Here is a 26,074-nt window from a genome sequence, read left to right as displayed (position 1 = left end):
CGGGGCACACGGCGAGTGTACGGACCGGCGCCGACATCTCCCCGGACACAGCGAAAGGGCCGGAACCCGAAGGTCCCGGCCCTTTCGAACCAGACGGTTCAGCTGCTGATCAGATCAGCGACCCGACAGCTTCTCGCGCAGTGCGGCGAGAGCCTCGTCGTCGGCGAGCGTGCCGCCCGAGGCGCTCTCCGAGGAGAAGCTCGACGAGCCGGTGTCGGCGGGGGCGTTGGCCTCGGCCTCGAGAGCCTTCGCGACGGCGGCCTTGTGCGCCTCCCAGCGACCCTGGGCAGCGGCGTACTCCTGCTCCCACTTCTCGCGCTGAGCGTCGAAGCCGTCGAGCCAGACGCCGTTGACGGAGTCGAAGCCCTCGGGGTACTTGTACTCGCCGTTCTCGTCGTACTCGGTGAGCATGCCGTAGAGGGCGGGGTCGAACTCGGTGCCGTTGGGATCGACCGACTCGTTCGCCTGCTTCAGCGAGAGCGAGATGCGGCGACGCTCGAGGTCGATGTCGATGATCTTGACGAAGACCTCTTCGCCGACCGACACGACCTGCTCGGCGAGCTCCACGTGCTTGCCCGACAGCTCCGAGATGTGCACGAGGCCCTCGATGCCGTCGGCGACGCGGACGAACGCACCGAACGGAACGAGCTTGGTGACCTTGCCCGGTGCGACCTGGCCGATGGCGTGGGTGCGGGCGAAGACCTGCCACGGGTCCTCCTGGGTCGCCTTGAGCGAGAGCGACACGCGCTCGCGGTCCAGGTCGACCTCGAGGATCTCGACGGTGACTTCCTGGCCGACCTCGACGACCTCGGAGGCGTGCTCGATGTGCTTCCACGAGAGCTCGGAGACGTGCACGAGGCCGTCCACGCCGCCCAGGTCGACGAACGCACCGAAGTTGACGATCGACGAGACGACGCCCTTGCGGACCTGACCCTTGTGCAGGTTGTTCAGGAACGTGGTGCGCGACTCGGACTGCGTCTGCTCGAGGAGAGCGCGGCGCGAGAGGACGACGTTGTTGCGGTTCTTGTCGAGCTCGAGGATCTTCGCCTCGATCTCCTGACCGAGGTACGGCGTGAGGTCGCGGACGCGACGCAGCTCGATGAGCGAAGCCGGGAGGAAGCCGCGGAGGCCGATGTCGACGATGAGGCCACCCTTGACGACCTCGATCACGGAGCCGGTGACGACACCGTCGTTCTCCTTGATCTTCTCGACGTCGCCCCACGCACGCTCGTACTGCGCGCGCTTCTTCGACAGGATGAGGCGGCCTTCCTTGTCCTCCTTCTGGAGAACCAGGGCCTCGACCGCGTCGCCGACCTTGACGACCTCGTTGGGGTCGACGTCGTGCTTGATCGAGAGTTCGCGCGAGGGGATGACGCCCTCGGTCTTGAAGCCGACGTCGAGGAGGACCTCGTCGCGGTCGACCTTCACGACGGTGCCTTCGATGAGGTCTCCGTCGTTGAAGGACTTGATGGTCAGTTCGACCGCGGCCAGGAAGTCCTCAGCAGATCCGATGTCGTTGATGGCGACCTGCTTGGTGGCCGGGGCGGTCGTTGCGATAGTCATGTAGTGGGTTGTCCTTGTTGGGTTGGGGGTGTCGGGCCCGGGCTCGAATCGCGGCTCCCGATCGCGTGATGGCGAGCGGATGCCTCGTGCCGAGGCGAAGCGGATTGTGTTGGTGCGATGTCACTTCGGAGCCGGCGCGAGCCGACACCGGGGCGTGGCGATAGAGCCACACGAGTGACAGTCCAGGGTATCAGAACGCGGACGCCGTCTGCGATGTTCCCGCGGCCGGCGCATCGGGCCGGCCGCGGCCGCTCATCGCGGCAGATCGATGGGCGCCGTGCTGGTGCGATCGGGGTCGAACGGCGGCTGCTGCTCCGGCTCCGGCACGGGGTCGCCGCGCAGCTGCGCGAGACGCTCCTGCTCGCGGCGCTGGGCCACCGCGAGCCAGTCCCAGCCCACGGCGGCCGCGGTGCCGGCGTCGATCGCCGGACGCGGCGGCGGCGCCGGGACGGCAGGCGGCATCGCGGGCGGCACCGGCGCGGTCATGTCCTGCGCGAACGAACGCTGCCCCGCGTAGCCGCGCAGACCCGCCTGCTGGATCACCCGCTGGATGGTGCTGCCGCGCCCGTCGGGGTCGCCGACGTATCGGATCTCGCGCAGCCCCTGCTCCTGCGCCGCCGACTCGAAGACGAAGTGGCCGTAGCCGAGCATCCGCCCGATGATCGGCTTGTGCACCGAGATGTCCAGGATGCGCGCGAGGGGCATGGTCGCGATGCTCTGCGACAGGATGCCGTGCACGCGGAACACGCGCATGTTGGTGATGACGAAGACGTCGGCGCGGCGCTCCAGGATGCGCCATGCAGCGTGCAGCATGACGGCCCCGCCGATGAGGACCGGCACCCACCACGCCGGCGGCGGCACGAAGAAGACGAGCAGCAGCAGGACGCTGCCGGCGAAGAGCTCGAGGGTCGCGCCGACGATCGCCGCCCAGTGCTTGTGCACCTCGTCGATCACCACTTCGCCCTGGTCGGCGATGAGGTGCGTGTCGATCCGAGGATCGAAGAGGCTCATCCGTTCGCGAGCGCCACGAAGAAGTCGGTGACGGCGACGCCCGCGCCCCAGACGGCACCGAACGCCCCCTGGACGGCATTCGCGGCATCCTGCGGCCTCGTGACGAGGTAGAAGACGGCGAACGCGATGACGAGCCCGATGACGATGCGCTTGACGAGCTTCACGGCGGGGGTCCCTTCGGTCGATGGAAAGCGATCCCCCCGGAGCGCGAACTCCCCAGTTGTACCCCACCGACGGCCGTTCCCGCAGGAGCCGGCCGGGCGCGTCGCGGACGCGGTCGGGCACGCCCGGCCGGGTCAGCCGTGCAGCGGCCACCACGGCGGCATGAGCGCGAGGATCCGCGCGCTCGCCGCGCGCACGTCGTCGTCGCCGTCACGCGCCCACACCTCGACGACCCCCACGAGGGCGCCCGCGATGAACGCCGCCGCCTCCTCACGGGCGCGCGCGCCCTGGGGAACGCCGGTCGCCCCGTGCTCGTCGAGCGCGGTGAGCGCCGTCGCGGCGCGGGAGCGCAGCCGCTCCTCGAGCGCCGCACGGAACGCGCCGCGCGAGGACGACGCGAACATCGCGCGGAAGACGGGGCGCTCGGCGGCGACGTGGGCGAGCAGAGCGCGCAGGGCATCGAGGTACTCCCCCGCGATGCCGTGCGACGACTCCGACGTGGCGTCGACCGCGCTGAGCTGGTCGAGGTCGCGAGTGAACCAGGCGACCGCGAACGCGTCCACGCTGTCGGCGTGCCCGTAGAAGGTCGTGCGGTGCACGCCAGCCTCGCGGCAGAGCCGCGCGACGCTCACCTCTTCGAGCGGCACGAACTCCAGCAGCCGGACGAGCGCGGCGCCGAGCGACTCGCGCGTCCTCGCCTGCCGGGGGTCCTCACCCATGACTCTCCGATCGAAGAGAGCGGATGCCTCGGCCCGAGGCATCCGCTCTTCTCATCATGACTCGTAGTGGGCCAGTCCTGCGGTCTCGCCGCCGTCGGCGATGAACTCCGCGCCGGTCGAGAAGCTCGACTCGTCGCTCGCCAGGAAGAGCACGAGCTGCGACAGCTCGATGGGTTCGCCGACCCGGTGCAGGGCCACGTGGTTCTGCGGGGTGTCGAGGCTGTCGGTCATCGGCGTGCGGATCACGCCGGGGTGGACCGAGTTGACGCGGATGTTGTAGCGCCCGAGGTCGAGGGCGGCGTTCTTCGTCAGTCCGCGGACGCCGAACTTCGCGGCGTTGTAGCCGGGCAGCGCCTCGTAGCCCTGGATGCCCGCGGTGGACGAGATGTTGATGATCGAGCCCTTGCCGCTCTTCTTCAGCGGCTCGATCGCGGCCTTGATGCCGTAGAAGACTCCGGTGAGGTTGATGGCGATGATCGTGTCCCACTGGTCGAGGGTGTACTCCTCGATGGGGCCGAAGTTGGCGATGCCGGCGTTGTTGACGAGCACGTCCAGTCGGCCGAACTCCTTCAGCGCGACCTCGACGGCGTTCTGCCAGTCCTCGTAGCGCGTGACGTCGAGGTGGACGTAGCGCACCGCGTCGCCGAGCTCGGCGGCCAGCGCCTCGCCCTCGTCGTCGAGCAGGTCGCCGATGACGACCTTCGCCCCCTCATCGACGAGCAGACGGGCGTGCGATGCCCCCATGCCCCGGGCTCCTCCGCTGATCAGAGCGACCTTTCCTGCAACGCGTGCCATGTCGGCACCCTCCTCTGTATCGAGACCCGGGCTCGTGACCCGGTGGCGCCGGCAGGTGTCGTCGACGCCTACCACTATTCTACAACTGTCGAATAGAGGTGGGGCCGGATCGGAGAAGTCGTCCGTCAGGGGCGCAGCATCACCTTGACCGCGCGACGCTCATCCATCGCCGCATAGGCCTCGGCCGCCTCGGCCAGGGGAAGCACCAGGTCGAACACCCGGCCGGGCTGGATCACGCCGGACCGCACGTCGGGCAGCAGCTCCTCGATGTAGCCGCGCACCGGGGCGACCCCGCCGTTGACGCCGACGTTGCGCCCGAACATCTGGCGGATCGGCAGCTCGGGTCCGCCGTTCGGCACGCCGACGTAGCCGACCATGCCGCCGGGTCGCGTCGAGCGCAGCGCCTGGTCCATGGACTCCTTCGTGCCGACGCACTCGAGCACGCGGTCGGCGCCGATGCCGCCGGTGAGTTCGCGCACGGCGGCGACGCCGTCGTCGCCGCGCTCCTCGACGACGTGGGTCGCGCCGAACTCGCGTGCGAGCGCCTGGCGCTCGGGGTGCCGCGACATCGCGATGATCGTGGTGGCGCCGAGGCGCTTCGCGGCGATGATCGCGCACAGGCCCACCGCGCCGTCGCCGACGACGGCGACCGAGTCGCCGGCACCGACGCCCGCCGAGACGGCCGCGTGGTGCCCGGTGCCCATGACATCGCTGAGCGTGAGCAGACCGGCGACCTCGTCATCGGCCACCGGACCCGGCACGACGGCGAGCGTGCCGTCCGCGAGCGGAACCCGCACGTACTCGCCCTGACCCCCGTCGGCGAAGCCGCCGAAGCGGTCGTCGCTCCCCCACCAGCCGCCGGTGAGGCACGACGTGCTCACCCCGTTGAGGCAGTTGGCGCACGTGCCGTCGCACACGTAGAACGGCGCGATCACGAAGTCGCCGGGCCTGACCGTGTGGACATCGACACCGACGGCCTCGACGATGCCGACGAACTCGTGTCCGATGCGCTGGGGCTCATCGGTGGGCGTCACGCCTCGGTACGGCCAGAGGTCGGACCCGCACACGCATGCGGCGACGACCCGGACGATGGCGTCGGCTCCGGTGGAGAGCACGGGATCGGGGACCTCCTCGACGCGGATGTCACGGGCAGCATGGATGACGGTGGCACGCATGCGACGAGCCTACGACCGGTCGCCCACCGCGGAGGCCGCTCTACGCTGAGGGCATGCCGATCGAGCCGGGGACCTACCGCCACTTCACGGGCGCCGAGTACGAGGTGATCGGGGTCGCCCGGCACAGCGAGACCGAGGAGGAGCACGTCGTCTATCGCGCGCTCTACGGCGAGCGCGGACTCTGGGTGCGCCCCGTGTCGATGTGGGAGGAGCAGGTCGTGCGCGACGGCTACCGCGGCCCGCGGTTCACCCGCACCGTCTGAACTCCTGCGCCTCCCCCTCCCGCGCGTCGGCGACACAGGGGATCCTCCCCGAGACCGGGGACGTCGCACTCCGCCTCGGCGCGGATCCCCTGGTTCGGCAGCTCGGCGGTCGTGGGCCACCATGGATCCATGTGGATCGGCTGGATCGAGTTCGACCTGCTGCTCGGCGACGTGCACTCGCTCAAGCAGAAGCGCAGCGTCCTGCGTCCGTTGATCGCAGAACTCAGCCGTCGCACCGAGGCCGCCGTCGCCGAGGTCAGCGAGCACGACCTGCACCGGCGCGCGGTGATCGGTGTGTCCGTCGTCGCGTCAGGCTCGTCCCACGTGCGCGACGTGCTCGACCGTGCCGAGCGCATGGTCGCCGATCACCCCGAGTTCACGCTGCTCTCGGCGCACCGCGGCCTGCACTCCAGCGAAGACTGACCGCTCAGCTCGCCAGAGCATCGGCGATCGGCTGATCGCCGTTCCCGAAGCGGATGCTGCGGCCCGCGGTCGCGGGGTCGTCGACGACGGCGGCGACCACCGCCGCGACATCCGCTCTGCTCACCTCACCGCGCCCAGCGGGGTCGATCTGGATGCGTCCGGTGGGCGGATCGAGCGTCAGCGTGCCCGGTCCGAGGATCGTCCAGTCGAGCGCCGAGGCCTGCAGGTGCGCATCAGCGGCCCACTTGGCGTCGGCGTACGGGAAGAAGGAGTTGTCGGGCGGGACGCCGTGGTCGGCGCGCGAGCCGATCCACGACACCATGATGTAGCGGCGCACGCCGGCGGCGGTCGCCGCATCCATCGATCTGATGGCCGCATCGCGGTCGACGGCGTAGGTGCGGTCCGGGTCGCCGCCTCCCGCCCCGGCCGACCAGACCACGATGTCGTTCCCGGCGACGAGGTTCGTCAGCTGAGCGAGGTCGGACGTCTCGACGTCGGCGACGAGCGGCACCGCCCCGGTCGCGGCCACCTCCGCCTCGTGCGCGGGATTGCGGATCACGGCGGTGACCGCGTGACCACGCTCGGCCAGCAGTGCCTCGAGCAGCAGCGCGACCTTGCCGTGGCCGCCGAAGATCAGGACGCGGGCCATGGGCCCTCCTTTCATCGCATCCCCCCACGCTACGCCGCGACAGCACGCACCGGGCGAAACGATCAGGAGCCGCCGCGCGCCGGGCCCTCCGTCGCGCCGCCGTCTGCGGCATCCGCTCCCTCAGGTTGCCGCCCCAGCAGGCTGTGACGACGCCCCCACAGCAGATAGAACGCGAGCACCGCGAGGACCCACACGGCGAACCAGAGGTAGGTCGACCATCCCAGCCCGACGATGAGGTACAGGCACGCCGCGATCGCGAGGATCGGCGTGACGGGATAGCCCGGCACACGGAACGCGCGGGGCAAGTCGGGGCGCGTCCGGCGCAGCACGATCACGCCCAGTGACACGACGATGAACGCGACCAGGGTGCCCATCGAGACCAGGTCCCACAGGCTCGACAGCGGGATGAGCCCCGCCAGCAGCGACACCGCGATCGCGACGACGACCGTCGAGAACACCGGCGTATGGGTGCGGGGGTCGACCCGCGCGAACGCGGACGGGAGCAGGCCGTCGCGGCCGATCGCGTACAGGATGCGGGTCTGCCCGAACAGCGTGACGAGGGTAACGGAGAAGATCGACACCACGGCACCCGCAGCGAGCACGGTCGCCGGCCAGGACGCACCCAGCACGTCGCCCAGGATCACCGCGAGCCCTGCGCTCTGCTGCTCGGGCTCTTCGAAGTCCTGCGCCGGCTGGGCTCCGACCGCCGCGATCGCGACGAAGAGGTAGACCGCGACGACGACGGCGAGCGCGATCATGATGGCGCGCGGCAGCGAGCGCTGCGGATCGCGGACCTCGTCACCGGCGGTCGACACGGCGTCGAGGCCGATGAAGGTGAAGAAGATCGTCCCGGCTGCGGCGGTGACGCCCGCCGCGCCGTGCGGCGCGAAATCGGCGAAGTGATCGGCGTTGAAGGCGCTGATCGCGATCGCCGCGAACATCAGCAGCACCCCGATCTTGATGATCACCATGACCGTGTTGACCGTCGCCGACTCGCGAGTGCCCCGGATGAGCAGCAGGGCGCACAGGCCGACCAGCACGACCGCCGGCAGGTTCACGACTCCGCCCTCGAGAGGTCCGACGGTCAGCGCGGCCGGGATGCTCCACCCGAACAGGTCGCCCACCAGCCGGTCGAGGTACCCGCTCCACCCCGACGCGACGGCCGCCGTGGAGACCCCGTACTCGAGCGTGAGGCAGGCTGCGACCGCCATCGCCACGATCTCGCCGAGGGTGGCGTACGCGTACGAGTACGTCGAACCCGAGACCGGCACCGCGGACGCCATCTCGGCGTAGCAGACCGCCGCCAGCCCCGCGGCGATCGCGGCGACGACGAAGGCCAGGACGACCGCGGGTCCCGCGAGCGGCACGGCCTCGTGCATCACGAAGAACACGCCGGTTCCGATCGTGGCGCCCACCCCGAGCATCGCCAGCTGGAAGGTGCCGATCCGGCGGGCCAGGCCGCCGGGAGAGGCGACCGGGGCGGTCACCGGCTTGCGTCGGAACAGCTCGCGCGCGGCGCTCATGCGACTACCTTCCCGTGGCGCGGATGGGGCGGCGGTCCGGAAACCGTCCCCCACGCTACTCGCCTGGTGCGCCGCGCACCCAGGCCGTAGCGTGGCAGGATGCCGCATTCCGACCTCGATGCCCTTGCCGCCGCTCTCGACGACCGCGCCCGCGCGGACGCGCTGAACGGCGTGGTGTCGATCGATGTCGACGGCGCCCCTGTCTTCGCGCAGGCGTACGGACTCGCCGACCGCGCGCATGTCGTGCCGAACACGGTCGACACGCGCTTCGGCATGGCGAGCGCGAGCAAGGCGTTCACCGCGCTCGCCGCGATGGCGCTGGTCGAGGACGGCGCCCTGCAGCTCGACACGCCGGTGCGCAGCATCCTGGGTCGCGATCTGCCCACGATCGACGACGGCGTCACCATCGAGCACCTCCTCTCGCACACCTCGGGAATCGGCGACTACCTCGACGAGGAGGCCGACTGGGAGGTCGACGACTACGTGCTCACGGTCCCCGTGCACGAGCTCGCGCAGACCGAGGCGTTCGTGCGCGCGGTGGACGGCCACGCGCAGAAGTCCGCCCCCGGCGAGCGCTTCGCGTACAACAACGGCGGCTACATCGTGCTCGCGATCATCGCGGAGCGGGTGTCGGGGCTGGGGTTCCACGAGCTCGTCGGCGAGCGCGTGCTCGTCCCCGCCGGCATGGAGCGCAGCGGCTACCTCCGGCTCGACGAGCTGCCCGGCGACGCCGCGATCGGGTACGTGTACGAGGAACCCGACTCGCTGCGCTCCAACGTGCTGCATCTGCCGGTGCGCGGGAACGGCGACGGCGGCGCCTTCACCACGGCCCCCGACCTCAGCCGGTTCTGGCGCGCGCTCGCCGACGGCGCGGTGCTGCCCGAGTCCTCGGTCGCCGAACTCTGGCGGCCGCGTCACACCGATGCGTCCGAAGGGCTGCGCTACGGCCTCGGCTTCTGGCTCGACCTCGACGGGCCGGGAATCGTGCTCGAAGGGTACGACGCAGGCGTGTCGATCCGCTCGCGCTTCGATCCCGGGACACGCACCACGGTGACCATCGTGGCCAACACCTCCGAGGGCGCCTGGGGCGTCATCACGGCGTACTCCGACGCGCTCGCGGGCTGAACCCGGCTACGCCGCTGCGGCTGCGCGCTCCCCCACTACGCCGCTGCGGCTGCGCGCTCCACGGCTACGCCGCTGCGGCTGCGCGCTCCCCCACGATCGCGCGCACGGCCTCGCGCCCGGCGCGGTTGGCGCCGACCGTGGACTGGGACGGCCCGTACCCGATGAGGAACAGCCGCGGCTCGTCGATGGAGCGCCCGTCAGCGACGCGGATGCCGCCCTCGGCCGTGCGCAGGCGCAACGGCGCGAGGTGGTCGATCGCCGCGCGGAAGCCCGTCGCCCACAGGATGACGTCGGCGGCGACGAACGTGCCGTCGGGCATTCTGACGCCGTCCTCCTCGATCGACGTGAACATCGGATGCCGCACCAGCACGCCGCGCGCATCGGCGGCCCGCGCCCACGGCGTCCAGTGCATGCCCGTGACCGAGATGACGCTCCCCGGCGGCAGACCGCGTCGCACGCGATCCTCCACCCCGGCGATCGCGGCCACCCGGGCGGGGATGTCGAAGTCCTCCTCGACCCACTCGGGCTCGCGGCGCGTGACCCAGAACGTCTCGGCGACGTGGGAGATCTCGTCGAGCAGCTGCACGGCCGACACGCCCGCCCCCACGATCACGACCTTCTTGCCGGCGAACTCGTCGCGCGACACGTAGTCCGCCACGTGCAGCTGACGGCCGCGGAAGCGCGCCCTCCCCGGGTAGTGCGGCCAGAACGGGCGCGACCACGTGCCGGTGGCGTTGATCACGTAGCGCGCACTCCAGGCACCATGATCGGTCTCGACGAGCAGGCGACCGTCAGGGTCGTCGTCCTGCCGCCGCACCGCGCGCACCGCAACAGGCCGCTGCACGTCGAGGGCGAACCGCTGCTCGTATTCGGCGAAGTACGCGGGAAGGATGTCGCGGCTCGAGGCCGCGGGATCCGCCGGCGGAACGGGGAAGCCGGGCAGCTCGTGGATGCCGTTCACCGTCGCCATGCGCAGTGATGCCCAGCGATGCTGCCACGCACCGCCCGCCTGCGCATCGGCGTCGAGCACCACGAAGGCCTCGTCGCCGGGCCGTGCCCGCCCGGCGGTCTCGAACCCGCGACGACGCAGGTGGTAGGCGGCCGAGAGCCCCGCCTGGCCGGCCCCGATCACGGCGACGTCGACGGCTGCGGGCTCCATGCTCCGCACCAACAGCGGGCGGCGCCGTCGGATTCCCCGTCCACCCCTGCGCGCGTCGCCCTTTCCGCGTTCGTACCCCACTGGTAGCGTCCGGAAGCGGAGATGCCATCGACGAAGGAGACGATGACGTGACGAATGTCCGAGACGATGCAGGCGCCCGCGCCGCGGCGGGGCGGCCGCGCGAGGAGTGGACCGGCCAGGTCGGCTTCATCCTGGCGGCGATCGGCTCCGCCGTGGGGCTGGGCAACATCTGGCGGTTCCCCGGCGTGGCCTACGAGAACGGCGGCGGCGCGTTCCTCATCCCCTACCTCGTGGCGCTGATCACGGCCGGCATCCCGATCCTCTTCCTCGACTATGCGATCGGCCACCGCTCCCGCGGCGCCGCGCCCACGTCATTCCGTCGCCTCGCCGGCAGGGGCAAGCGCGCCGTCGAGTCGCTCGGCTGGTTCCAGGTGTCGATCGCTTTCGTGATCGGGCTGTACTACACCGCCGTCATCGCATGGGCGCTGAGCTACTTCATCTTCTCCTTCGACCTGCGGTGGGGCGACGACCCGGCCGGATTCCTCACGGGCGAATACCTGCAGGTCGGCGAGCCCGGCTTCAGCCTCGAATTCGTCCCCGGGGTGCTCATTCCGCTGACCCTCGTGTGGATCGCCACCATCGTCGTGCTGTGGGCGGGCGTCGCCAAGGGTTTGCAGCGGGTGAACGTGATCTTCCTCCCCCTGCTCGTGATCGCCTTCCTCATCCTGGTCGTGCGGGCCCTCTTCCTCGACGGCGCCGTCGAAGGTCTGAACGCCCTGTTCACGCCGAACTGGGAAGCGCTGGCGAACCCCAACGTGTGGATCGCGGCCTACAGCCAGATCTTCTTCTCGCTGTCGATCGCCTTCGGCATCATGATCACCTACGCGTCGTACCGGCGCCGGCGGTCGAACCTCACGGGCCCCGGTCTCGTCGTCGCCTTCGCGAACTCGTCGTTCGAGATCCTCGCGGGCATCGGAGTCTTCGCGACCCTCGGGTTCTTCGCGTTCGAGCAGGGCGTCGCGGTGTCGGAGCTCGAAGGACTCACGGGCGTCGGGCTGAGCTTCATCACCTTCCCCGCCATCGTGTCCCAGATGCCCGGCGGCCCCATCTTCGGAGTCCTCTTCTTCGGCTCTCTGGTCATGGCCGGCTTCACGTCTCTGATCTCCGTCATCCAGGTCGTGTCGGCGGCGGTCCAGGAGAAGTTCGGCATCACCCGACGCACCGCGGCGGTGAGCGTCGGAGCGGTCTCGGCCGTGCTGTCGATCCTGCTCTTCTCGACGACGACCGGGCTTCTCGCCCTCGACGTCGCCGACCAGTGGGCGAACAACGTGGGCATCGTCGCCTCCGCGGTGCTCATGACGATCGTCGTGATCTGGGTGCTCCGCCGCGGACCCGAGCTGCGCTTCCACCTCAACGCCGTCTCGACGTTCAAGGTCGGCCGCATCTGGGTGCTGCTCGTGGGTGTCCTTGCACCGATCGTGCTCGGCTACATGCTGATCCAGCGGATCGTCACGCTCGTGATCGAAGGATACGGAGGGATGCCGCCCTGGTACCTGCTGGTCGTCGGGTGGGGCACCATCGCGTTCATCGTCATCGCCGCGATCGTGCTGGCACTCATCCCCTGGCGGTCGTCGCCGGACGAGTTCACCGCCTGGCCGCCGTACTCGCCGCCGCCGCGGACCGCGGCGGAGGCATCCGCGAAGGAGGTGTCGTGATGACAGGAGTCGCCATCACGTTCCTGATCCTGTCGGTCATCCTCGTGTGGGGTGGGCTCGTCGCCAGCGCGCTGTATCTGCGGTCTCGGCCCGAGCCCGCGGAGTATCCGCCGGGCGCGGTGGACGATCACCGCGAGGATGTCGCGCCCATCGAGCACGACACCTGACGCGTCAGTTCAGCGCGCGCGTGCTCGCCGGGATCACGCCGTCGGCGTAGAGGTCGGCGGCGACGTCCTGCAGCGCCGTCAGGGCGACGCGCTGCGGGACAGGGCCGTAGGAGATGCGCGCGACACCGAGCTCCTCGTACTCGCGTGGGGTGAGCGCGCCGGGCAGGCCGATCACGCTGACCTTGCGCTCGCCGATGCCCTCCACGAGCCGGCGCGTGACGTCGGCGTCGAGGATCCCCGGCACGAAGACGAGGTCGGCGCCTGCCGCCAGGTACGCGCGCCCGCGCTCGATCGCGTCGGCGATGGAGTCGTCGAGCGGCCGGCCACCCGCGCGCACGAATGCGTCGGTGCGGGCGTTGAGCACGAACGGGACGCCCTCTGCCTCTCCCGCGGCGACGATCGCCTCGACCGCGGCGACCGAGTCCGCGAGCGGCTGGAGCCGGTCCTCGACGTTCGCGCCGACGACGCCCTTGCCGATCGCACGGCGCACCGTCTCGCCCGGGTCGCCGTGACCGGCGTCCAGGTCGGCGGTCACCGGCAGGTCGCCGACCGCCTCGACGATGCGGCCGACCATGTCGAGCATGAGGTCGAGCGGGATCTGGCCGTCGCCGTACCCGTACGAAGCCGCGATCGAGTGCCCCGCCGTCGCGATGGCCCGCGTCTCGGGGAGCGCCGCGATCGTCTTGGCGGACACTGCGTCCCACACGTTCACGAGCCGGAGGATCTCGGGCGCGGCGTGGAGACGGGCGAGGGACTGGGCTCTGTCGATCTGGGTGGTCATGCTCCCACGCTAACGGGATCGAGCGGTGACGGGGCGGGGCAGCTCGTCTTCGGCTACGACACCGCGCCGTCGAGATACCACCAGCGCTCCCTCCGGCGAACGAACCTGCTCCGCTCGTGCAGGGCGCCACGCTCGCGTCCGAACGACCACGACGCGCGGAACTCGACGATCCCGCGTGCGTCCTCCTCGCCGCCGCCCTCCGTCGCGAGGATCTCGAGTCCCGTCCAGCGCTGCGCGGGGTCGAGGTCGAGTGAGTCGGGACGGGTTCCGGGATGCCAGGTGTCGAAGAGGTACCGGTCGTCACCGGTGACGAACGCGGTGTAGCGCGAGCGCATCAGGCGTTCGGCCGTCGGGGCGGTCGCCGCTCCGGCGAGCAGCGGTCCGCAGCATCCGTCGAACCGATCACCGCTCCCGCACGGGCACGGTCGCCCTGCCGCGGGGCGGGGGAACCTGTCGTCGCGAGCGGACGAGGCGGCCGCACCGAACGACATGTCAGACCCCCGCCCGCTCGGCGCAGTCCACGCAGCGGGTCGCGGTGGGTCGCACGGCGAGTCTTTCCGGCGGGATGCTGCGGCCGCAGTCGATGCAGATGCCATCGCTCCCCGACCGGCGTCGCGCGAGGACGTCGTCGATCTCGGCGAGCTCGCGCAGCGCGGCGCCGCGCAGACCCTCGAGGCGCGCCCACTCGCTCGACAGGGTGACGCCTTCGGGATCGTGCTCGTCGTCGGCGTTGTCGCTGCCCCGGTCGGAGCGCAGCTGGGCGATCGCGCCCTCGAGGCTCGCCGATCGCGCAGCGGCCGCCGACCGCAGTGCCTCGAGGTCTGCGTCGCGCCGGCCGCTCGCAGCTGCGTCGTCGGACGGGGCGGAGGCGGGGCGCTCGGACATCGTCTACGAGCGTACGCGCCGCGGTCGCACCGGCGCCGCGAACACGAGCCGACACCAGTCGACTCCCAGGTGGGAGTGGGATTCTTGAGGTGTCCCCACGACATCGCGCGGCGCCCGATTCGGGCCCGGCAGATGGCGTGGAGAACCGACGCTCGACGGGACCTCGCCTCGTGCCCACCCCCAGGGGCACGAGGGGCGGCCTCTGCGAGTCGCCCCGAGCCGGCGATCACGGCCCCCCACGAGATCGCCGGCTCCTCCCCAGGGCGCGTTCTTCGCGGCGGTGCCCGCGGTGTGGATAAGTCCGTCGGGCGCGAACCCGTCGTGGGTACGTTGGGGGCGTGACTTCGCGACCGGCCCCGATGATCCTCGTCGCCGTGGCGCTCGCCAGCATCCTGGCGGGCTGCGCACCCGCCTCCGAGCCGTCGCCCACCTCCACGAGCGCGTTCGCCGACGAGGCGGAGGCCTTCGCCGCGGCCGAGGAGACGTACCGCGCGTACGTCGACGCGCTGAACGCGGTCCGCGAGGATCCCACGGCCTCCGATCCCCAGGACTTCCTCATTGGTGAAGCTCTCGAGATCGACATCGACACGCAGCAACAACTCGATCAAGCGGACCTTGTGATCGTCGGCTCGACGTCTGTGGTTGATGTCGAGGGACTCGAAACGTCTCCCGACTTGACGCAAGTACAGATTGCAGTCTGCATGGATTCGACCGACACGCGCGTCATCGACGGCGCGGGCAAGGACGTGACTCCACAGGATCGGCCCGCTCAAACGAGGGTGCGAGTTCAGCTCGAGCGATTCGACAACGGACTGGTCATCTCGGAGAGCGACTTGATGGACGAGGATTCATGCTGATCGCGGCTGTGTCCCTGGCGATGGCTCTCACCCTTGGCGGGACCACCCAGTCAAGCGGCCCAGCGTGTACCCCAGATTTGATTGCCGTTGGCGCCTGCGGAGAAGTTGAGAACTCTGGGGACCAGGTCGACATTTCCGCGGGCCTATCCCGCCCCGGCTCCCCGCCAGCGAACCCGGGTAGCCCCCACCACCCGTCGAACCCCGACGACCTTGCCCCGGAGGCGCCCGACGAGGCCGAGGAGTGCGGGCCACTCGGATGCCGCGGTGGCTACGCCGTCGAGGGACTCCCCGAAGTGACGCTCGCCGACCTGGCGTCGTTCCGACCGGCCACGCCCGTGCTCACCGGCGAGCCGGCCGGGTTCGGTGTCGTGGGCATGCCGACGAACCTGGTGGGCGCGGCATCCGAGCAGCTCCTCTCGGGAACCCTCCTCGGCTGGGACGTGACCGTCCGCTTCGTTCCGGCCGAATTCGTCTTCTCACACGGCGACGGCACGTCGGCGACCACGACGACCGGCGGCGCGAGTTGGGCGCGCCTCGCACAGGCGCAGTTCACCCCGACGGCGACGAGCCACGTGTACGGCGACCGCGGCACGTATCCGGTGTCGGTGACCGTGCGGTACGCGGCATCCGTCGACTTCGGCACAGGCCGCTGGCTTCCCGTCGACGGCTTCGTGACGGCGACGAGCGGCGACTACGACGTGCGCGTCGTCGAGGTGCGCACCGCGCTCGTCGACGAGACCTGCCGCGAGAACCCGACCGGCCCGGGTTGCTGAGCACGCTCCCCGCACGTCGGAGCGCCGTGCCAGGATGAAGCGCGTGACCGACCGCCTCATGCTCCTCGACTCGGCTTCGCTGTACTTCCGCGCGTTCTACGGCGTCCCCGACACGGTGCGCGCACCCGACGGCACGCCGGTGAACGCGGTACGCGGCTTCCTCGACATCATCACGCGCCTGGTCACGACCTACCAGCCGACCCATCTGGTCGCGTGCTGGGACGACGACTGGCGTCCGCAGTGGCGCGTCGACCTCATCCCGACGTACAAGACCCATCGCGTCGCCGAGGTGGTCGCGGTCGGTCCCGACATCGAGGTCGTCCCCGACCCGCTCGAGGTGCAGGTGCCGATCATCCGCGAGACCCTCGACGCGCTCGGCATCCGCATCGTCGGCGCCGCCGAGCACGAGGCCGACGACGTGATCGGAACGCTCGCGACGCGGGCCACCATTCCCGTCGACGTCGTGACCGGCGACCGCGACCTGTTCCAGCTCGTCGACGACGCCCGTGACGTGCGCGTCATCTACACGGCTCGGGGCATGAGCAACCTCGAGGTGCTGACCGACGCGAGCGTGGTCGCCAAGTACGGCGTGCTGCCCAGCCAGTACGCCGACTTCGCCACTCTTCGCGGCGACTCCTCCGACGGGCTGCCGGGCGTCGCGGGCATCGGAGAGAAGACCGCCGCCGGGCTCCTGGCCGCCCACGGCGACCTGCCCGGCATCCTCGCCGCCGCCGAATCGGGCGAGGGCATGTCGGCGGGCGTCCGCGCCAAGCTCGAGGCCGGCGCGCCCTACCTGGCGGTCGCCCCGAAGGTGGTCGCGGTGGTGCGCGACCTTCCGCTGCCCGAGGTCGACGCGCGACTCCACCCGCTCGACGCCGAGCGCAAGGCGGCGGCCGACGCCCTCGCCGGGCAGTGGGCACTGGGTTCCTCGATGGCGCGCATCACCGACGCCCTCGAGCGCGTCGGCGCCTGACCGAGCCCCCACCCGCTCACCTGTCACGACGCGCCGGATCGTCCGGCACGTCGTGACAGGTGAGCAGGCGACGCGAAGACCCGGCGGTCGGGATCAGTACCGCTACGTCGTCGGAGGGAGGCCGAGCCCCGCCGCGATCACGCCGCGCGCCCAGATGTAGTGGTTCCCGCCGCACTCCCACGCGAACTCGCCCAGCGGCGATCCCTGCGTCCACGCGAAGGCGTCGGGGGCCGCGAGCTCGGCGTCGGTGTGGAGGGCGACCATCGCCTGCAGCGCCTCGTGCGAGGCCCGCACGAGGGCGAGCAGTTCGTCGAGTCCGGTGTGCTGCCACTGCTGCCGCAGCTCCTCGTTCAGCTGCGCGAGCTCGCGCCAGGTGTACCCCTCCGCGGGGATCGCAGGAGCACCGCCGGCCTCCCCATCGGAGTACCACCGCTCCAGCAGGATGTGCCAGGCGTGCAGGTGGGCGATCACGTCGCGCACACTGCGGTCTCGTCCTTCTCCGGTGAACTCCGCGGTCAGGCGCTGGTCCGGCAGCGCTTCGATCAGCGCGAACAGCGCGGCGAACTCGGCGTCGTTGCGGGCGATGAGCTCTGCGTGCGTGTAGTCCACGACGCCACCGTAGCCCGGAAGCCCGCCGAGGTCACCGCGCGCGCGCGGTCCACTCCCGCAGGCGATCGAGCGGCCAGGTCGTGACGATCCGGTCGGCTGGGACCCCCAGCCGTTCGGCGCGCTCCGCGCCGTGGTCGATCAGCGACAACTGCCCGGGCGCATGTGCGTCGGAGTCGATCGAGAAGAGGCATCCGATCTCCAGCGCGAGCGCGATCAGCTCGTCGGGCGGGTCCTGCCGCTCCGGACGGGAGTTGATCTCGACCGCGACGCCGTGCGACGCGCACGCCTCGAACACCGCCTTCGCGTCGAACGTCGACTGCGGCCGGGTGCCGCGCGAGCCCTCGACCAGTCGTCCGGTGACATGGCCGAGCACGTCGACGTGCGGGTTGGACGCGGCCGCGACGAGCCGTCGCGTCATCGGCGCCCGCTCCATCCGGAGCTTCGAGTGCGCCGAGGCCACGACGATGGCGAGCTCGTCGAGCAGGCCGGACTCCTGATCGAGGGCGCCGTCGTCGAGGATGTCGACCTCGATGCCCGACAGCAGAGTGAACCCATCCCCGCTCATGCCGGCGACGACCTCCAGCTGGGCGCGCAGACGCTCGGGCGACAGCCCGTTCGCGACCCGCAGCCTCGGCGAGTGGTCGGTGAGCGCGAGATACTCGTGGCCGAGCGCGCGCGCCGCGTCGACCATGAGGTCGATCGAGGTGAGGCCGTCCGACCAGTCGCTGTGCGCGTGCAGGTCGCCGCGCAGGAGCCCCCGCAGCTGGGACGCGACCACCACACCCGCGCGCTCGCGGAGATCGGCGAGGTAGGCGGGCACGCTTCCGCCGAGCGCTTCCTGGATGACGGCGTAGGTCGAGTCGCCGATGCCCTTGCGTCGGCGGAGGGATGCGGCATCCCGCAGCTGCTCGTCGGTCAGGCCCGCGATCGCGTCGGCCGCCGCGCGGAACGCCTTCGACTTGTACCGCGACGACCGCTCGCGCTCGAGCAGCGTCGCGATCTCGGTCAGCGCGTCGTGCGGATTCATCGCGCGCCCGGCGCCGGGCAGCGGGTCATTCGACGGCCAGAGCCGATCGCTTCACGATGACGGGGACGTCCGCGAGCCGGTGGATCGCCCATCCGAACAGGATCGCGAGCACGCCCATGCCTGCCGCGAACAGTGCGACGCCGTAGGCGACGACCGAGGTGAACAGCGACGCACGCAGGAACGACGCCTGCATCATCGTCGCCCGGATCGGGTCGTCCTGGTCGAGCTCGGCGTAGGTCTTGCCGCCCGACGCCTGCAGCGCGTGGTGGTTGATGATGTCGGCCTGGACGTACGCCGTCACCGGACCGGTGACCTGCTGGCCCTGGAAGGCCGCCGCGTCGTCGGGGATCGTGATGTTCTCGGCGGTCAGCTGCATCGTCACGGCGATCCACGCGATGATCGCGACGACGATCAGCAGGACGCCCCCGATGATGCCGAGCACGCCGACCGCCTTGACCAGGCCGACCTTCTTCGCCGGCGGTTCGACGGCGTCTGCGGTCGTCGTGGGAAGGTCCTGGCTCATGGCGTCCTCCTGATCGGTGATCGTGGGGCCACGCTATCGGCGCGCCCGACCGCGAGGGAAGAGCGCCGGCCGTGCAAAAGGCGTCGTGTCAGGAGGCGAGCGCCCGGGTGACCTCGACCCACCGGTCGAGGGTCGCCAGTGCCGCGCCGCTGTCGATCGCCTCGGCGGAGGCGTCGCGCGCTTCGGCGAGGCGCTCCAGAATCGGCCGCTGCACCTGCGTCGCGTCCTGGAACAGGCGGTAGGCCACGATGCCGGCGGCGGCATTGAGCAGCACGATGTCGCGCACCGGACCCTCTTCGCCACCGAGCACGCGCCGTACGACGGCCGCGTTGTGGGCGGGGTCGCCGCCGAGCAGGTCGTCGATGTCGGCGAGCGGGATGCCGAGGTCGCGCGGATCGAGGTCGTGCTCGTGGATGTCGCCGCGGCTGACCTCCCAGAGGCGGCTGTGGCCCGTGGTCGTCAGCTCGTCGAGCCCGTCGTCGCCGCGGAACACCAGCGCGGTCGCGCCGCGGGTGCGGAACACGCCGGTGATGAGCGGCACGCGGTCGAGCTGCGCGACGCCGACGGCGTTCGCCTCGGCGCGCGCGGGGTTGCAGAGCGGACCGAGGAAGTTGAAGACCGTCGGCACGCCCAGCTCGCTGCGCGTCGGCCCGGCGTGCTTGAACCCGGGGTGGAAGGCCGCGGCCCACGCGAAGGTGATGCCCGCCTGCGGCAACGCCTCGGCCACCGCCTCCGGCGGAAGCGACAGGTCTACGCCGAGAGCGCCGAGCACGTCGGAAGAGCCCGACGCCGAGCTGGCCGCGCGGTTGCCGTGCTTGACGACGGGGACACCGGATGCCGCGGCCACGAGCGCAGCCATGGTGGAGACGTTGACGGTGCCGAAGCGGTCGCCGCCCGTGCCCACGATGTCGAGGACGGCCGGGTCGACGCGCAGCGGCACGGCGGCCTCGAGGATCGCGTCGCGGAAGCCGACGATCTCGTCGACCGTCTCCCCCTTTGCGCGCAGGGCCACGAGGAACCCGGCGAGCTGCGACGGCGTCGCGGAGCCGTTCATGATCTGCCGCATCGCCCACGTCGACTCCGAGACGCTGAGGTCGCGCCGCTCCAGAAGCGTGGTGAGGACGTTCGGCCAGGTGTACAGCTCCGCCATGACCACGAGCCTAGCCGGGCGGCGAGATCGGAACCGTTTCGTGACACGGCGTCCCGCCGGCGCCGGTTCTGCGTCTTCATCGCGTGTTCACGGCATACTCGCGGCTGCCTCTTAGGCGACCCTAAGTTCCGTCGCGGGCAATTGCATCCCTCGTGATGCGAATATCGTGTCCCAGGATCGGCCATAATGGGGAGCGTGACGACCTCCTCAGCGACCTACGCCCAGGCCATGCGGTCCGTCAAGCGGCCCGATCCGGTCGCCGTCGGAACGATCGTGTGGCTCGGCAGCGAGGTGATGTTCTTCGCGGGTCTCTTCGCGATCTACTTCACCCTGCGCAACGCCTCCCCCGACCTGTGGGCGGAAGAGACGCAGCTGCTCAACATCCCCTACGCGACGGTGAACACGATCATCCTCGTGCTCTCGTCTGTCACCTGCCAGATGGGCGTCTTCGCCGCAGAGCGATTCCAGCCCTATTCGACGCGCAAGCGCGGCTGGCTCGGCTGGGGCATGGTCGAGTGGTTCTGGCTGACCTTCGCCCTCGGCGCCATCTTCGTGTCCGGCCAGGTGTGGGAGTACGCACAGCTCGTCGCCGAGGGGATGCCGATCACCGCGAACTCGTACGCGTCGGCGTTCTACCTCACCACCGGCTTCCACGCGCTCCACGTCACCGGCGGCCTCATCGCCTTCCTCCTGGTGATCGGCCGCGCCTACGCCGTCAAGAACTTCGGGCGCAAAGAGATGACGTCCTCGATCGTCGTGTCGTACTACTGGCACTTCGTCGACGTCGTCTGGATCGCCCTCTTCCTCGTCATCTACTTCCTGAAATAAGAGCGGAGCTGATTCCCGACATGGCACGAGACACCCCGCGCCGCTCGAAAGGCCGCCGCAGCCCCTGGGCTGCTGCCGCGCTCATCGGCATCGGACTTCTGATCACCGGCGGCGTGTACGCCGGCGCGTCCGCGGCCGTGGCCGCCACGGCCGAGACCACGGTCGCCACCGCGACCACGGTCGAGGACGGCAAACTGCTGTTCCAGGCGAACTGCGCCACCTGCCACGGCCTCGACGTGCAGGGCACGCCCGACGGCCCGTCGCTGTACGGCGTGGGCGAGCTCGCCGTGCACTTCCAGATGAGCACCGGCCGCATGCCCCTGCAGATGCAGGGACCCCAGGCTCCGCAGAAGCCCGCCCAGTTCACCGATGAGCAGATCGCCGCGGTGGGCGCCTACATCCAGAGCCTCGCCCCCGGCCCGAGCTTCCCGTCGGAGGAAGTGCTCGACGGCGAGGGCAACGCCGCCGAGGGCGGCGAGCTCTTCCGCATCAACTGCGCGATGTGCCACAACGTGGCCGGCGCGGGCGGCGCGCTGACCGAGGGCAAGTACGCACCGGCGCTCTACAACACCACTCCGCTCAACATGTACGCGGCGATGGTCACCGGTCCGCAGAACATGCCGGTCTTCAACGACATGACGCTGACGACCGAGGAGAAGCGCGACGTCATCTCCTACCTGCTGTTCCTGCAGGACACGCAGTCGCCCGGCGGGTTCACGCTCGGATCGCTCGGCCCCGTCTCCGAGGGCCTCTTCATCTGGATCTTCGGCATCGGCTCGCTGATCGCCATCACCGTGTGGATCACGGCGAAGTCCAACTGAACGTACTGACACGCAAGACCTGACGAGGAGCAGCATGGCACACGAGGACGACCCGCTCGAGCACGAGAGGGCTTCCTGGAAGCCCTCCACCGGGCTCGCCGTCGCGGTCAACGACCCGGTGCGCGCCCCGGAGTTCCCTCCGCATCGCGAGCGGATGACCGACAAGGACCCGAAGGCCATGAAGGCCGCGGTCCGCACGGTCTACACGCTGTTCTACCTGTCGATCGCCGGCAGCATCTGGGCCATCGCGGCCTACATGCTCTTCCCGATCGAGAGCGGGCGGATGACCGACATCCGCAACAACAACCTCTTCATCGGCCTCGGCATCGCCTTCGCCCTGCTCGCCATCGGCGTCGCTGCCATCCACTGGTCGAAGGCGGTCATGTCCGACCGCGAGTTCGTCGAGCCCCGGCACGCCACCCGTGGCCGCGACTCGACGCGTGAGGCGGCGATCCAGGCGTTCGCCGATGCGAACGAGGACTCCGGCTTCGGTCGGCGCACGATGATCCGCAACTCGATGATCGCCGCGCTCGTCGCCTCGGTGGCCCCCGCGATCGTGCTGTTCCGCGGGCTCGCGCCGCAGGACTCCCCGGAGCACCCCGAGGGCGGCAACCCCGTCTTCCTCCTCCAGCACACCATGTGGAAGGAGGGGATGCGCCTCGCCCACGACCCGAGTGGTGAGCCGATCCGCGCCGCGGACGTCACGCTCGGCTCGGCCGTGCACGTCATCCCCGAGGAGCTCGCCGAGCTCTCGCACAGCGACGGCTACCTCGAGGAGAAGGCCAAGGCCATCGTCCTCCTCATGCGTCTGCTGCCCGACCAGCTGATCGAGAGCCCGGAGCGCGCCGATTGGTCGTACGACGGCATCGTCGCCTACTCCAAGGTCTGCACGCACGTCGGCTGCCCGGTCGCGCTCTACGAGCAGCAGACCCACCACCTGCTGTGCCCGTGCCACCAGTCGCAGTTCGACGTGACCGACGCCGCGAAGGTCATCTTCGGGCCGGCCGCTCGTCCCCTGCCCCAGCTGCCGATCACGGTCGACGCCGAGGGCTACCTGGTCGCCCGCAGCGACTTCACCGAACCCGTCGGCCCGAGCTTCTGGGAGCGTCATTGAGTACCGCAACCGCAACCGAGGACCTCGTCGAGGCGCCTCCTGCCACGACGCCCCGCGATAAGCCGCTGGGCGGACGCTTCATCGGCGCCGCGTCCAACTACATCGACGAGCGCACGAGCCTGTCGGGCTTCGTCAAGGAGCTCGGCCGCAAGATCTTTCCCGACCACTGGTCGTTCATGCTCGGCGAGATCGCCCTCTGGAGCTTCGTCGTCGTGCTGCTCACCGGCACGTTCCTGACGTTCTTCTTCCAGGCGTCCATGGTCGAGACGCACTACACCGGCGCCTACCTCCCGATGCGCGGCATCGAGATGTCGGCGGCCATGGCGTCCACGCTCGAGATCTCCTTCGATCTCCGCGGTGGCCTCCTCGTGCGTCAGATGCACCACTGGGCGGCGCTCGTCTTCGTCGCCGGCATCGGCGTGCACATGCTGCGCGTGTTCTTCACCGGCGCGTTCCGCAAGCCGCGCGAGCTGAACTGGGTGATCGGCTTCATCCTGTTCATCCTCGCGCTGGGTGAGGGCTTCACCGGCTACTCGCTCCCCGATGACGTCCTGTCGGGCAACGGCCTCCGCATCATCGACGGCATGGTCAAGGGCATCCCGCTCATCGGCACGTGGACGTCGTTCCTGCTGTTCGGCGGCGAGTTCCCGGGCACCGCGATCGTCGGCCGACTGTACGCGTTGCACATCCTGCTGCTGCCTGCGATCCTCGTCGGCCTGCTCGTGCTTCACCTCATGCTGATGGTGATCAACAAGCACACGCAGTTCGGCGGTCCCGGCCGCGCCAACAGCAACGTGGTCGGCTACCCGATGATGCCGGTCTACATGTCGAAGATGGGCGGCTTCCTGTTCATCACGTTCGGCGTGATCGCGCTCATCGCGGCGCTGTTCACGATCAACCCGATCTGGAACTACGGTCCCTACGACCCGTCGCCCGTCTCCGCAGGTACGCAGCCCGACTGGTACATCGGCTTCGCCGACGGCGCGCTGCGACTCGTGCCCCCGGGCTGGGAGTTCGTGTTCCTCGACCGCACGTGGTCGCTCAACATCCTCGTGCCGCTCGTCGTGCTCGGTCTGTTCATCGTCCTCGTGCTCATCTACCCCTTCATCGAGGCGTGGGTGACCGGAGACAAGCGCGAGCACCACATCGCCGAGCGTCCCCGCAACGCCCCGACCCGCACCGCCATCGGCGCCGCCGGTGTCACGTTCTACGCCGTCCTCTGGGCAGCGGCGGCGTCCGACATCATCGCGACTCACTTCTGGCTCACGATGGAGGGCGTCATCCACACCCTCCAGGCGCTGCTCATCATCGGCCCGATCGTCGCGTACTTCGTCTCGAAGCGCATCGCGATCGCGCTGCAGAAGAAAGACCGCGAGATCGCTCTGCACGGCTACGAGTCCGGGCGCATCGTCCGCCTCCCCGGTGGCGAGTACATCGAGGTGCACCAGCCGGTCGACGAGTACGAGCGCTACAAGCTGGTCGACTTCGTGACGTACGAGCCGCTCGTCGTGCGCCCGAACGCCAAGGGCCGCATTCCGTGGCACGAGAACCTGCGTGCGGTCATCTCGCGCTGGTTCTTCGAGGACCGCCTCACCCCGGTCACTCAGACGGAGCTCGACGAGGCCCTCTCGCACCAGCACCACACTCTCGACCACATCGCCGAGGAAGAGGACGCCGAGATCCAGGCCGCGCACGAGCGCGCCGGGGTGCCGGATGCTCCTCACGTCCCCCTCGACGATGGTCGCAACAGCGAGACTGCGGTCCGTCCGACGAATGTCATCGTTCCCGAGGACGGTCAGAAGAAGCCGCGCAACCGCGAGAAGGACGCCGACCGCTGAGGTCCGTCCTCCTCCGTCAGAACGCCCCGGCACGACCCTTCAAGGGTTCGCAGCCGGGGCGTTCTGCTTCCCACTCCCCCGTCGCGTGCCCACCCGCAGCCCGATCGGCAGGAATCCGGCGAGGCGTGACTGCCCGACGATGCGGCGCGTGACGCCGCTGTCCGTAGCGTGGATGCATGACCACAGCTCTCGATTACTTCTCGGCCAAGCTCGCCCTCGAGACGGATGCCTCGGACGTCTATGCGGCGCAGAAGGCCGAAGAGACGTTCGTGCTCGTCGACGTGCGCGGCGATGAGGCCTGGGCACAGGGACGGATAGCCGGCGCCATCCACATGCCGCACCAGCAGATCGCACAGCGCGCCGACGCCGAGCTCGACAGAGGCGTCCCCGTCGTCGTCTACTGCTGGAGCCCGGGCTGCAACGGCGGCGCGAAGGGCGCCCTGCAGTTCGCGAAGCTCGGCTTCCAGGTGCGCGAGATGATCGGCGGCTATGAGTACTGGATCCGCGAGGGTCAGCCCACCGAGAACGACGAGGGTCCGCTCCCCCGGGTGTTCGATGCGCAGGTCATGGTCGTGCGCTCGCCCGTGGCGCCCTGAGAGCCGCTCAGGCCGATTCCAGGCCCTCGTCGAGGCCTTCGGTGAACCGCGCCGCAGCCGCGCCGTAGAACGATGTCCTGCTGCTCAGACCGAAAGGCTCCGCCGGCCCGAGCTCCACGTCGCAGATCACCACCGTGACATTGTCGCGTGTGCCGGCGGTGAGGCCGAGGGCGACTGCGGCACCCGCGGCCTCGACGGCGCCGTCGCACCGAGCGACCACGGCGGCGATGTCACTCGCCGGCACGTAGTCGGTCAGGCCGTCGCTGCACAGCAGCCAGCGATCGCCTTGCCGCGCCTCGTGCTCGGCCACGACGACGCGGTCGCGCTCTCCGCCGCTCAGCGAGGCGGTGATGAGGTTGCGGCGCGGGTGGGTCGCGGCATCCGCTTCGGCCACCAGCCCTCGTTCGACGAGCACCTGCACATACGAATCGTCACGCGTCTGCTGCGTCATGACGCCGTCGCGCAGCAGGTACGCACGCGAGTCACCGGTGTGAGCGAGCAGAAGGGTGTCGGCCTCGGACACGAAGACGCCGGTGAAGGTCGTCGCCATGCCCGACAGTGCGGGATCGCGCTCGACGTGCGCCCGCAGATCCCAGTTGGCAGCTCTCACACTGACAGCCAGCGCGGCAGCATCGACGCTGCCGACCCTGCCAGCCGCCAGGCGATGCACGAACGCGGCCGAAGCCAGATCGCCGGCCGGACCGCCGCCGACACCGTCAGCCACCGCTCCGCCCCAGGGTGCCGTGAACGCGGCGTCCTGGTTGACGGATCGGTACGCCCCGGTGTCGGAGACGGCGGCGGCACGCAGCCGCACGCGGGAAGGCCGCAA

30 protein-coding genes are annotated in these 26,074 nt (G+C 70.2%); 13 read left to right on the top strand and 17 right to left on the bottom strand.

All coding sequences use genetic code 11. The features are described 5' to 3' along the window. Positions 1-114: 114 nt before the first annotated feature. From rpsA to H9622_RS10215, 6 genes are all read right to left on the bottom strand, one after another. Positions 115-1,563 (bottom strand): 30S ribosomal protein S1, encoded by a 1,449-nt coding sequence (gene rpsA, locus H9622_RS10240; RefSeq protein WP_191766299.1) that lies wholly within the window; start codon positions 1,561-1,563, stop codon positions 115-117. A gap of 252 nt (positions 1,564-1,815) precedes the next feature. Further along, positions 1,816-2,574: a PH domain-containing protein gene (locus H9622_RS10235; protein ID WP_191766298.1), complete on the bottom strand. Its 759-nt coding sequence runs from the start codon at positions 2,572-2,574 to the stop codon at positions 1,816-1,818. Beyond that, complete coding sequence (locus H9622_RS10230) at positions 2,571-2,738, bottom strand: hypothetical protein (protein ID WP_191766297.1); 168 nt, start codon at positions 2,736-2,738, stop codon at positions 2,571-2,573. Before H9622_RS10230 ends, H9622_RS10235 begins: the two co-directional genes overlap by 4 nt. Before the next feature lie 132 nt (positions 2,739-2,870). Then, positions 2,871-3,455: a TetR/AcrR family transcriptional regulator gene (locus H9622_RS10225; RefSeq protein ID WP_191766296.1), complete on the bottom strand. Its 585-nt coding sequence runs from the start codon at positions 3,453-3,455 to the stop codon at positions 2,871-2,873. Positions 3,456-3,509: 54 nt separating this feature from the next. Continuing rightward, positions 3,510-4,250 (bottom strand): glucose 1-dehydrogenase, encoded by a 741-nt coding sequence (locus tag H9622_RS10220; protein ID WP_191766295.1) that lies wholly within the window; start codon positions 4,248-4,250, stop codon positions 3,510-3,512. Positions 4,251-4,375: 125 nt separating this feature from the next. Further along, a complete protein-coding gene (locus H9622_RS10215; RefSeq protein ID WP_191766294.1) occupies positions 4,376-5,425 on the bottom strand; it encodes a zinc-dependent alcohol dehydrogenase family protein in 1,050 nt (349 codons plus the stop codon). 53 nt (positions 5,426-5,478) lie between these two features. Here H9622_RS10215 and H9622_RS10210 point away from each other — a divergent pair, with 53 nt between their 5' ends. Further along, entirely contained in the window at positions 5,479-5,688 is a 210-nt protein-coding gene (locus H9622_RS10210) for a DUF1653 domain-containing protein (RefSeq protein WP_191766293.1), read from the top strand. A 129-nt stretch (positions 5,689-5,817) separates the two neighbouring features. After that, positions 5,818-6,111, top strand: coding sequence for a DUF503 domain-containing protein (locus H9622_RS10205; RefSeq protein WP_191766292.1), 294 nt, complete (start codon positions 5,818-5,820; stop codon positions 6,109-6,111). A 4-nt stretch (positions 6,112-6,115) separates the two neighbouring features. Here the strand turns inward: H9622_RS10205 and H9622_RS10200 are convergent, their stop codons facing one another. Beyond that, a complete protein-coding gene (locus H9622_RS10200; RefSeq protein ID WP_191766291.1) occupies positions 6,116-6,760 on the bottom strand; it encodes an SDR family oxidoreductase in 645 nt (214 codons plus the stop codon). A 62-nt stretch (positions 6,761-6,822) separates the two neighbouring features. Beyond that, entirely contained in the window at positions 6,823-8,283 is a 1,461-nt protein-coding gene (locus tag H9622_RS10195) for an APC family permease (RefSeq protein ID WP_191766290.1), read from the bottom strand. 99 nt (positions 8,284-8,382) lie between these two features. Between H9622_RS10195 and H9622_RS10190 the strand changes: the two genes are divergently transcribed. After that, positions 8,383-9,408 (top strand): serine hydrolase domain-containing protein, encoded by a 1,026-nt coding sequence (locus H9622_RS10190; RefSeq protein ID WP_191766289.1) that lies wholly within the window; start codon positions 8,383-8,385, stop codon positions 9,406-9,408. 64 nt (positions 9,409-9,472) lie between these two features. Here H9622_RS10190 and H9622_RS10185 read toward each other — a convergent pair whose 3' ends face one another. Beyond that, on the bottom strand, positions 9,473-10,567 hold the full coding sequence (locus tag H9622_RS10185) for an NAD(P)-binding domain-containing protein (RefSeq protein WP_191766288.1): 1,095 nt from the start codon (positions 10,565-10,567) through the stop codon (positions 9,473-9,475). Between the two features lie 128 nt (positions 10,568-10,695). Between H9622_RS10185 and H9622_RS10180 the strand changes: the two genes are divergently transcribed. Both H9622_RS10180 and H9622_RS10175 read left to right on the top strand, forming a co-directional pair. Further along, on the top strand, positions 10,696-12,303 hold the full coding sequence (locus tag H9622_RS10180) for a sodium-dependent transporter (protein WP_191766287.1): 1,608 nt from the start codon (positions 10,696-10,698) through the stop codon (positions 12,301-12,303). Continuing rightward, a complete protein-coding gene (locus tag H9622_RS10175) occupies positions 12,303-12,470 on the top strand; it encodes a methionine/alanine import family NSS transporter small subunit (protein WP_191766286.1) in 168 nt (55 codons plus the stop codon). The genes H9622_RS10180 and H9622_RS10175 overlap by 1 nt, the downstream gene beginning before the upstream one ends. 4 nt (positions 12,471-12,474) lie before the next feature. Here H9622_RS10175 and H9622_RS10170 read toward each other — a convergent pair whose 3' ends face one another. Genes H9622_RS10170 through H9622_RS10160 form a run of 3 tightly spaced genes read right to left on the bottom strand, consistent with a single transcriptional unit; the run spans position 12,475 to position 14,136 of the window. After that, positions 12,475-13,251, bottom strand: coding sequence for an isocitrate lyase/PEP mutase family protein (locus tag H9622_RS10170; protein ID WP_191766285.1), 777 nt, complete (start codon positions 13,249-13,251; stop codon positions 12,475-12,477). A gap of 53 nt (positions 13,252-13,304) precedes the next feature. Then, the gene (locus H9622_RS10165; protein WP_191766284.1) at positions 13,305-13,742 is read right to left on the bottom strand and encodes a YchJ family protein; all 438 of its coding nucleotides are present in this window, start codon (positions 13,740-13,742) and stop codon (positions 13,305-13,307) included. 1 nt (position 13,743) lies between these two features. Beyond that, positions 13,744-14,136, bottom strand: coding sequence for a TraR/DksA family transcriptional regulator (locus tag H9622_RS10160; RefSeq protein WP_191766283.1), 393 nt, complete (start codon positions 14,134-14,136; stop codon positions 13,744-13,746). A 338-nt stretch (positions 14,137-14,474) separates the two neighbouring features. Here H9622_RS10160 and H9622_RS10155 point away from each other — a divergent pair, with 338 nt between their 5' ends. The 3 genes from H9622_RS10155 to H9622_RS10145 all read left to right on the top strand — a co-directional run bounded on the left by H9622_RS10155 (position 14,475) and on the right by H9622_RS10145 (position 16,739). Next, on the top strand, positions 14,475-14,993 hold the full coding sequence (locus H9622_RS10155; RefSeq protein ID WP_191766282.1) for a hypothetical protein: 519 nt from the start codon (positions 14,475-14,477) through the stop codon (positions 14,991-14,993). Positions 14,994-15,286: 293 nt separating this feature from the next. Next, entirely contained in the window at positions 15,287-15,766 is a 480-nt protein-coding gene (locus tag H9622_RS10150; RefSeq protein ID WP_191766281.1) for a hypothetical protein, read from the top strand. 43 nt (positions 15,767-15,809) lie between these two features. Further along, on the top strand, positions 15,810-16,739 hold the full coding sequence (locus tag H9622_RS10145) for a 5'-3' exonuclease (protein WP_191766280.1): 930 nt from the start codon (positions 15,810-15,812) through the stop codon (positions 16,737-16,739). 102 nt (positions 16,740-16,841) lie between these two features. Here the strand turns inward: H9622_RS10145 and H9622_RS10140 are convergent, their stop codons facing one another. The 4 genes from H9622_RS10140 to trpD all read right to left on the bottom strand — a co-directional run bounded on the left by H9622_RS10140 (position 16,842) and on the right by trpD (position 20,048). Then, on the bottom strand, positions 16,842-17,348 hold the full coding sequence (locus H9622_RS10140; RefSeq protein ID WP_191766279.1) for a ClbS/DfsB family four-helix bundle protein: 507 nt from the start codon (positions 17,346-17,348) through the stop codon (positions 16,842-16,844). 31 nt (positions 17,349-17,379) lie between these two features. Further along, complete coding sequence (locus H9622_RS10135) at positions 17,380-18,375, bottom strand: PHP domain-containing protein (RefSeq protein ID WP_191766278.1); 996 nt, start codon at positions 18,373-18,375, stop codon at positions 17,380-17,382. 25 nt (positions 18,376-18,400) lie between these two features. Further along, positions 18,401-18,898, bottom strand: a complete 498-nt coding sequence (locus H9622_RS10130; RefSeq protein ID WP_191766277.1) for an aromatic ring-opening dioxygenase LigA — start codon at positions 18,896-18,898, stop codon at positions 18,401-18,403. A gap of 88 nt (positions 18,899-18,986) precedes the next feature. After that, positions 18,987-20,048, bottom strand: coding sequence for an anthranilate phosphoribosyltransferase (trpD, locus tag H9622_RS10125; RefSeq protein WP_191766276.1), 1,062 nt, complete (start codon positions 20,046-20,048; stop codon positions 18,987-18,989). Positions 20,049-20,234: 186 nt separating this feature from the next. Here trpD and ctaE point away from each other — a divergent pair, with 186 nt between their 5' ends. The 5 genes from ctaE (at position 20,235) to H9622_RS10100 (ending at position 25,245) form a co-directional block, all read left to right on the top strand. After that, positions 20,235-20,876, top strand: a complete 642-nt coding sequence (gene ctaE / locus H9622_RS10120; RefSeq protein ID WP_191766275.1) for an aa3-type cytochrome oxidase subunit III — start codon at positions 20,235-20,237, stop codon at positions 20,874-20,876. Positions 20,877-20,896: 20 nt separating this feature from the next. Further along, a complete protein-coding gene (gene qcrC, locus H9622_RS10115) occupies positions 20,897-21,697 on the top strand; it encodes a cytochrome bc1 complex diheme cytochrome c subunit (protein WP_191766274.1) in 801 nt (266 codons plus the stop codon). Positions 21,698-21,731: 34 nt separating this feature from the next. Beyond that, positions 21,732-22,811, top strand: a complete 1,080-nt coding sequence (qcrA, locus tag H9622_RS10110) for a cytochrome bc1 complex Rieske iron-sulfur subunit (protein ID WP_191766273.1) — start codon at positions 21,732-21,734, stop codon at positions 22,809-22,811. Next, entirely contained in the window at positions 22,808-24,649 is a 1,842-nt protein-coding gene (gene qcrB, locus H9622_RS10105) for a cytochrome bc1 complex cytochrome b subunit (protein ID WP_191766272.1), read from the top strand. The genes qcrA and qcrB overlap by 4 nt, the downstream gene beginning before the upstream one ends. Before the next feature lie 176 nt (positions 24,650-24,825). After that, complete coding sequence (locus tag H9622_RS10100; RefSeq protein WP_191766271.1) at positions 24,826-25,245, top strand: rhodanese-like domain-containing protein; 420 nt, start codon at positions 24,826-24,828, stop codon at positions 25,243-25,245. Between the two features lie 7 nt (positions 25,246-25,252). On the opposite strand, the gene H9622_RS10095 is transcribed toward H9622_RS10100, so the two are convergent. Beyond that, complete coding sequence (locus tag H9622_RS10095; RefSeq protein WP_191766270.1) at positions 25,253-26,074, bottom strand: PP2C family protein-serine/threonine phosphatase; 822 nt, start codon at positions 26,072-26,074, stop codon at positions 25,253-25,255.

The sequence above is a fragment of the Microbacterium gallinarum genome (assembly GCF_014837165.1).
Taxonomy (GTDB): domain Bacteria; phylum Actinomycetota; class Actinomycetes; order Actinomycetales; family Microbacteriaceae; genus Microbacterium; species Microbacterium gallinarum.
Note: the sequence above shows the minus strand (reverse complement) of the source record. Positions and strands in the feature narration are given on the sequence as shown.

Coding starts and splice junctions, on each gene's coding strand:
- qcrC (WP_191766274.1), top strand. CDS start 20,897: ATGGCACGAGACACCCCGCGCCGCTCGAAAGGCCGCCGCAGCCCCTGG.
- trpD (WP_191766276.1), bottom strand. CDS start 20,048: ATGGCGGAGCTGTACACCTGGCCGAACGTCCTCACCACGCTTCTGGAG.
- H9622_RS10100 (WP_191766271.1), top strand. CDS start 24,826: ATGACCACAGCTCTCGATTACTTCTCGGCCAAGCTCGCCCTCGAGACG.
- H9622_RS10160 (WP_191766283.1), bottom strand. CDS start 14,136: ATGTCCGAGCGCCCCGCCTCCGCCCCGTCCGACGACGCAGCTGCGAGC.
- rpsA (WP_191766299.1), bottom strand. CDS start 1,563: ATGACTATCGCAACGACCGCCCCGGCCACCAAGCAGGTCGCCATCAAC.
- H9622_RS10170 (WP_191766285.1), bottom strand. CDS start 13,251: ATGACCACCCAGATCGACAGAGCCCAGTCCCTCGCCCGTCTCCACGCC.
- ctaE (WP_191766275.1), top strand. CDS start 20,235: ATGGGGAGCGTGACGACCTCCTCAGCGACCTACGCCCAGGCCATGCGG.
- H9622_RS10235 (WP_191766298.1), bottom strand. CDS start 2,574: ATGAGCCTCTTCGATCCTCGGATCGACACGCACCTCATCGCCGACCAG.
- H9622_RS10165 (WP_191766284.1), bottom strand. CDS start 13,742: ATGTCGTTCGGTGCGGCCGCCTCGTCCGCTCGCGACGACAGGTTCCCC.
- H9622_RS10200 (WP_191766291.1), bottom strand. CDS start 6,760: ATGGCCCGCGTCCTGATCTTCGGCGGCCACGGCAAGGTCGCGCTGCTG.
- H9622_RS10225 (WP_191766296.1), bottom strand. CDS start 3,455: ATGGGTGAGGACCCCCGGCAGGCGAGGACGCGCGAGTCGCTCGGCGCC.
- H9622_RS10130 (WP_191766277.1), bottom strand. CDS start 18,898: ATGAGCCAGGACCTTCCCACGACGACCGCAGACGCCGTCGAACCGCCG.
- qcrA (WP_191766273.1), top strand. CDS start 21,732: ATGGCACACGAGGACGACCCGCTCGAGCACGAGAGGGCTTCCTGGAAG.
- H9622_RS10210 (WP_191766293.1), top strand. CDS start 5,479: ATGCCGATCGAGCCGGGGACCTACCGCCACTTCACGGGCGCCGAGTAC.
- H9622_RS10195 (WP_191766290.1), bottom strand. CDS start 8,283: ATGAGCGCCGCGCGCGAGCTGTTCCGACGCAAGCCGGTGACCGCCCCG.
- H9622_RS10205 (WP_191766292.1), top strand. CDS start 5,818: ATGTGGATCGGCTGGATCGAGTTCGACCTGCTGCTCGGCGACGTGCAC.
- H9622_RS10190 (WP_191766289.1), top strand. CDS start 8,383: ATGCCGCATTCCGACCTCGATGCCCTTGCCGCCGCTCTCGACGACCGC.
- H9622_RS10220 (WP_191766295.1), bottom strand. CDS start 4,250: ATGGCACGCGTTGCAGGAAAGGTCGCTCTGATCAGCGGAGGAGCCCGG.
- H9622_RS10215 (WP_191766294.1), bottom strand. CDS start 5,425: ATGCGTGCCACCGTCATCCATGCTGCCCGTGACATCCGCGTCGAGGAG.
- H9622_RS10185 (WP_191766288.1), bottom strand. CDS start 10,567: ATGGAGCCCGCAGCCGTCGACGTCGCCGTGATCGGGGCCGGCCAGGCG.
- H9622_RS10135 (WP_191766278.1), bottom strand. CDS start 18,375: ATGAATCCGCACGACGCGCTGACCGAGATCGCGACGCTGCTCGAGCGC.
- H9622_RS10175 (WP_191766286.1), top strand. CDS start 12,303: ATGACAGGAGTCGCCATCACGTTCCTGATCCTGTCGGTCATCCTCGTG.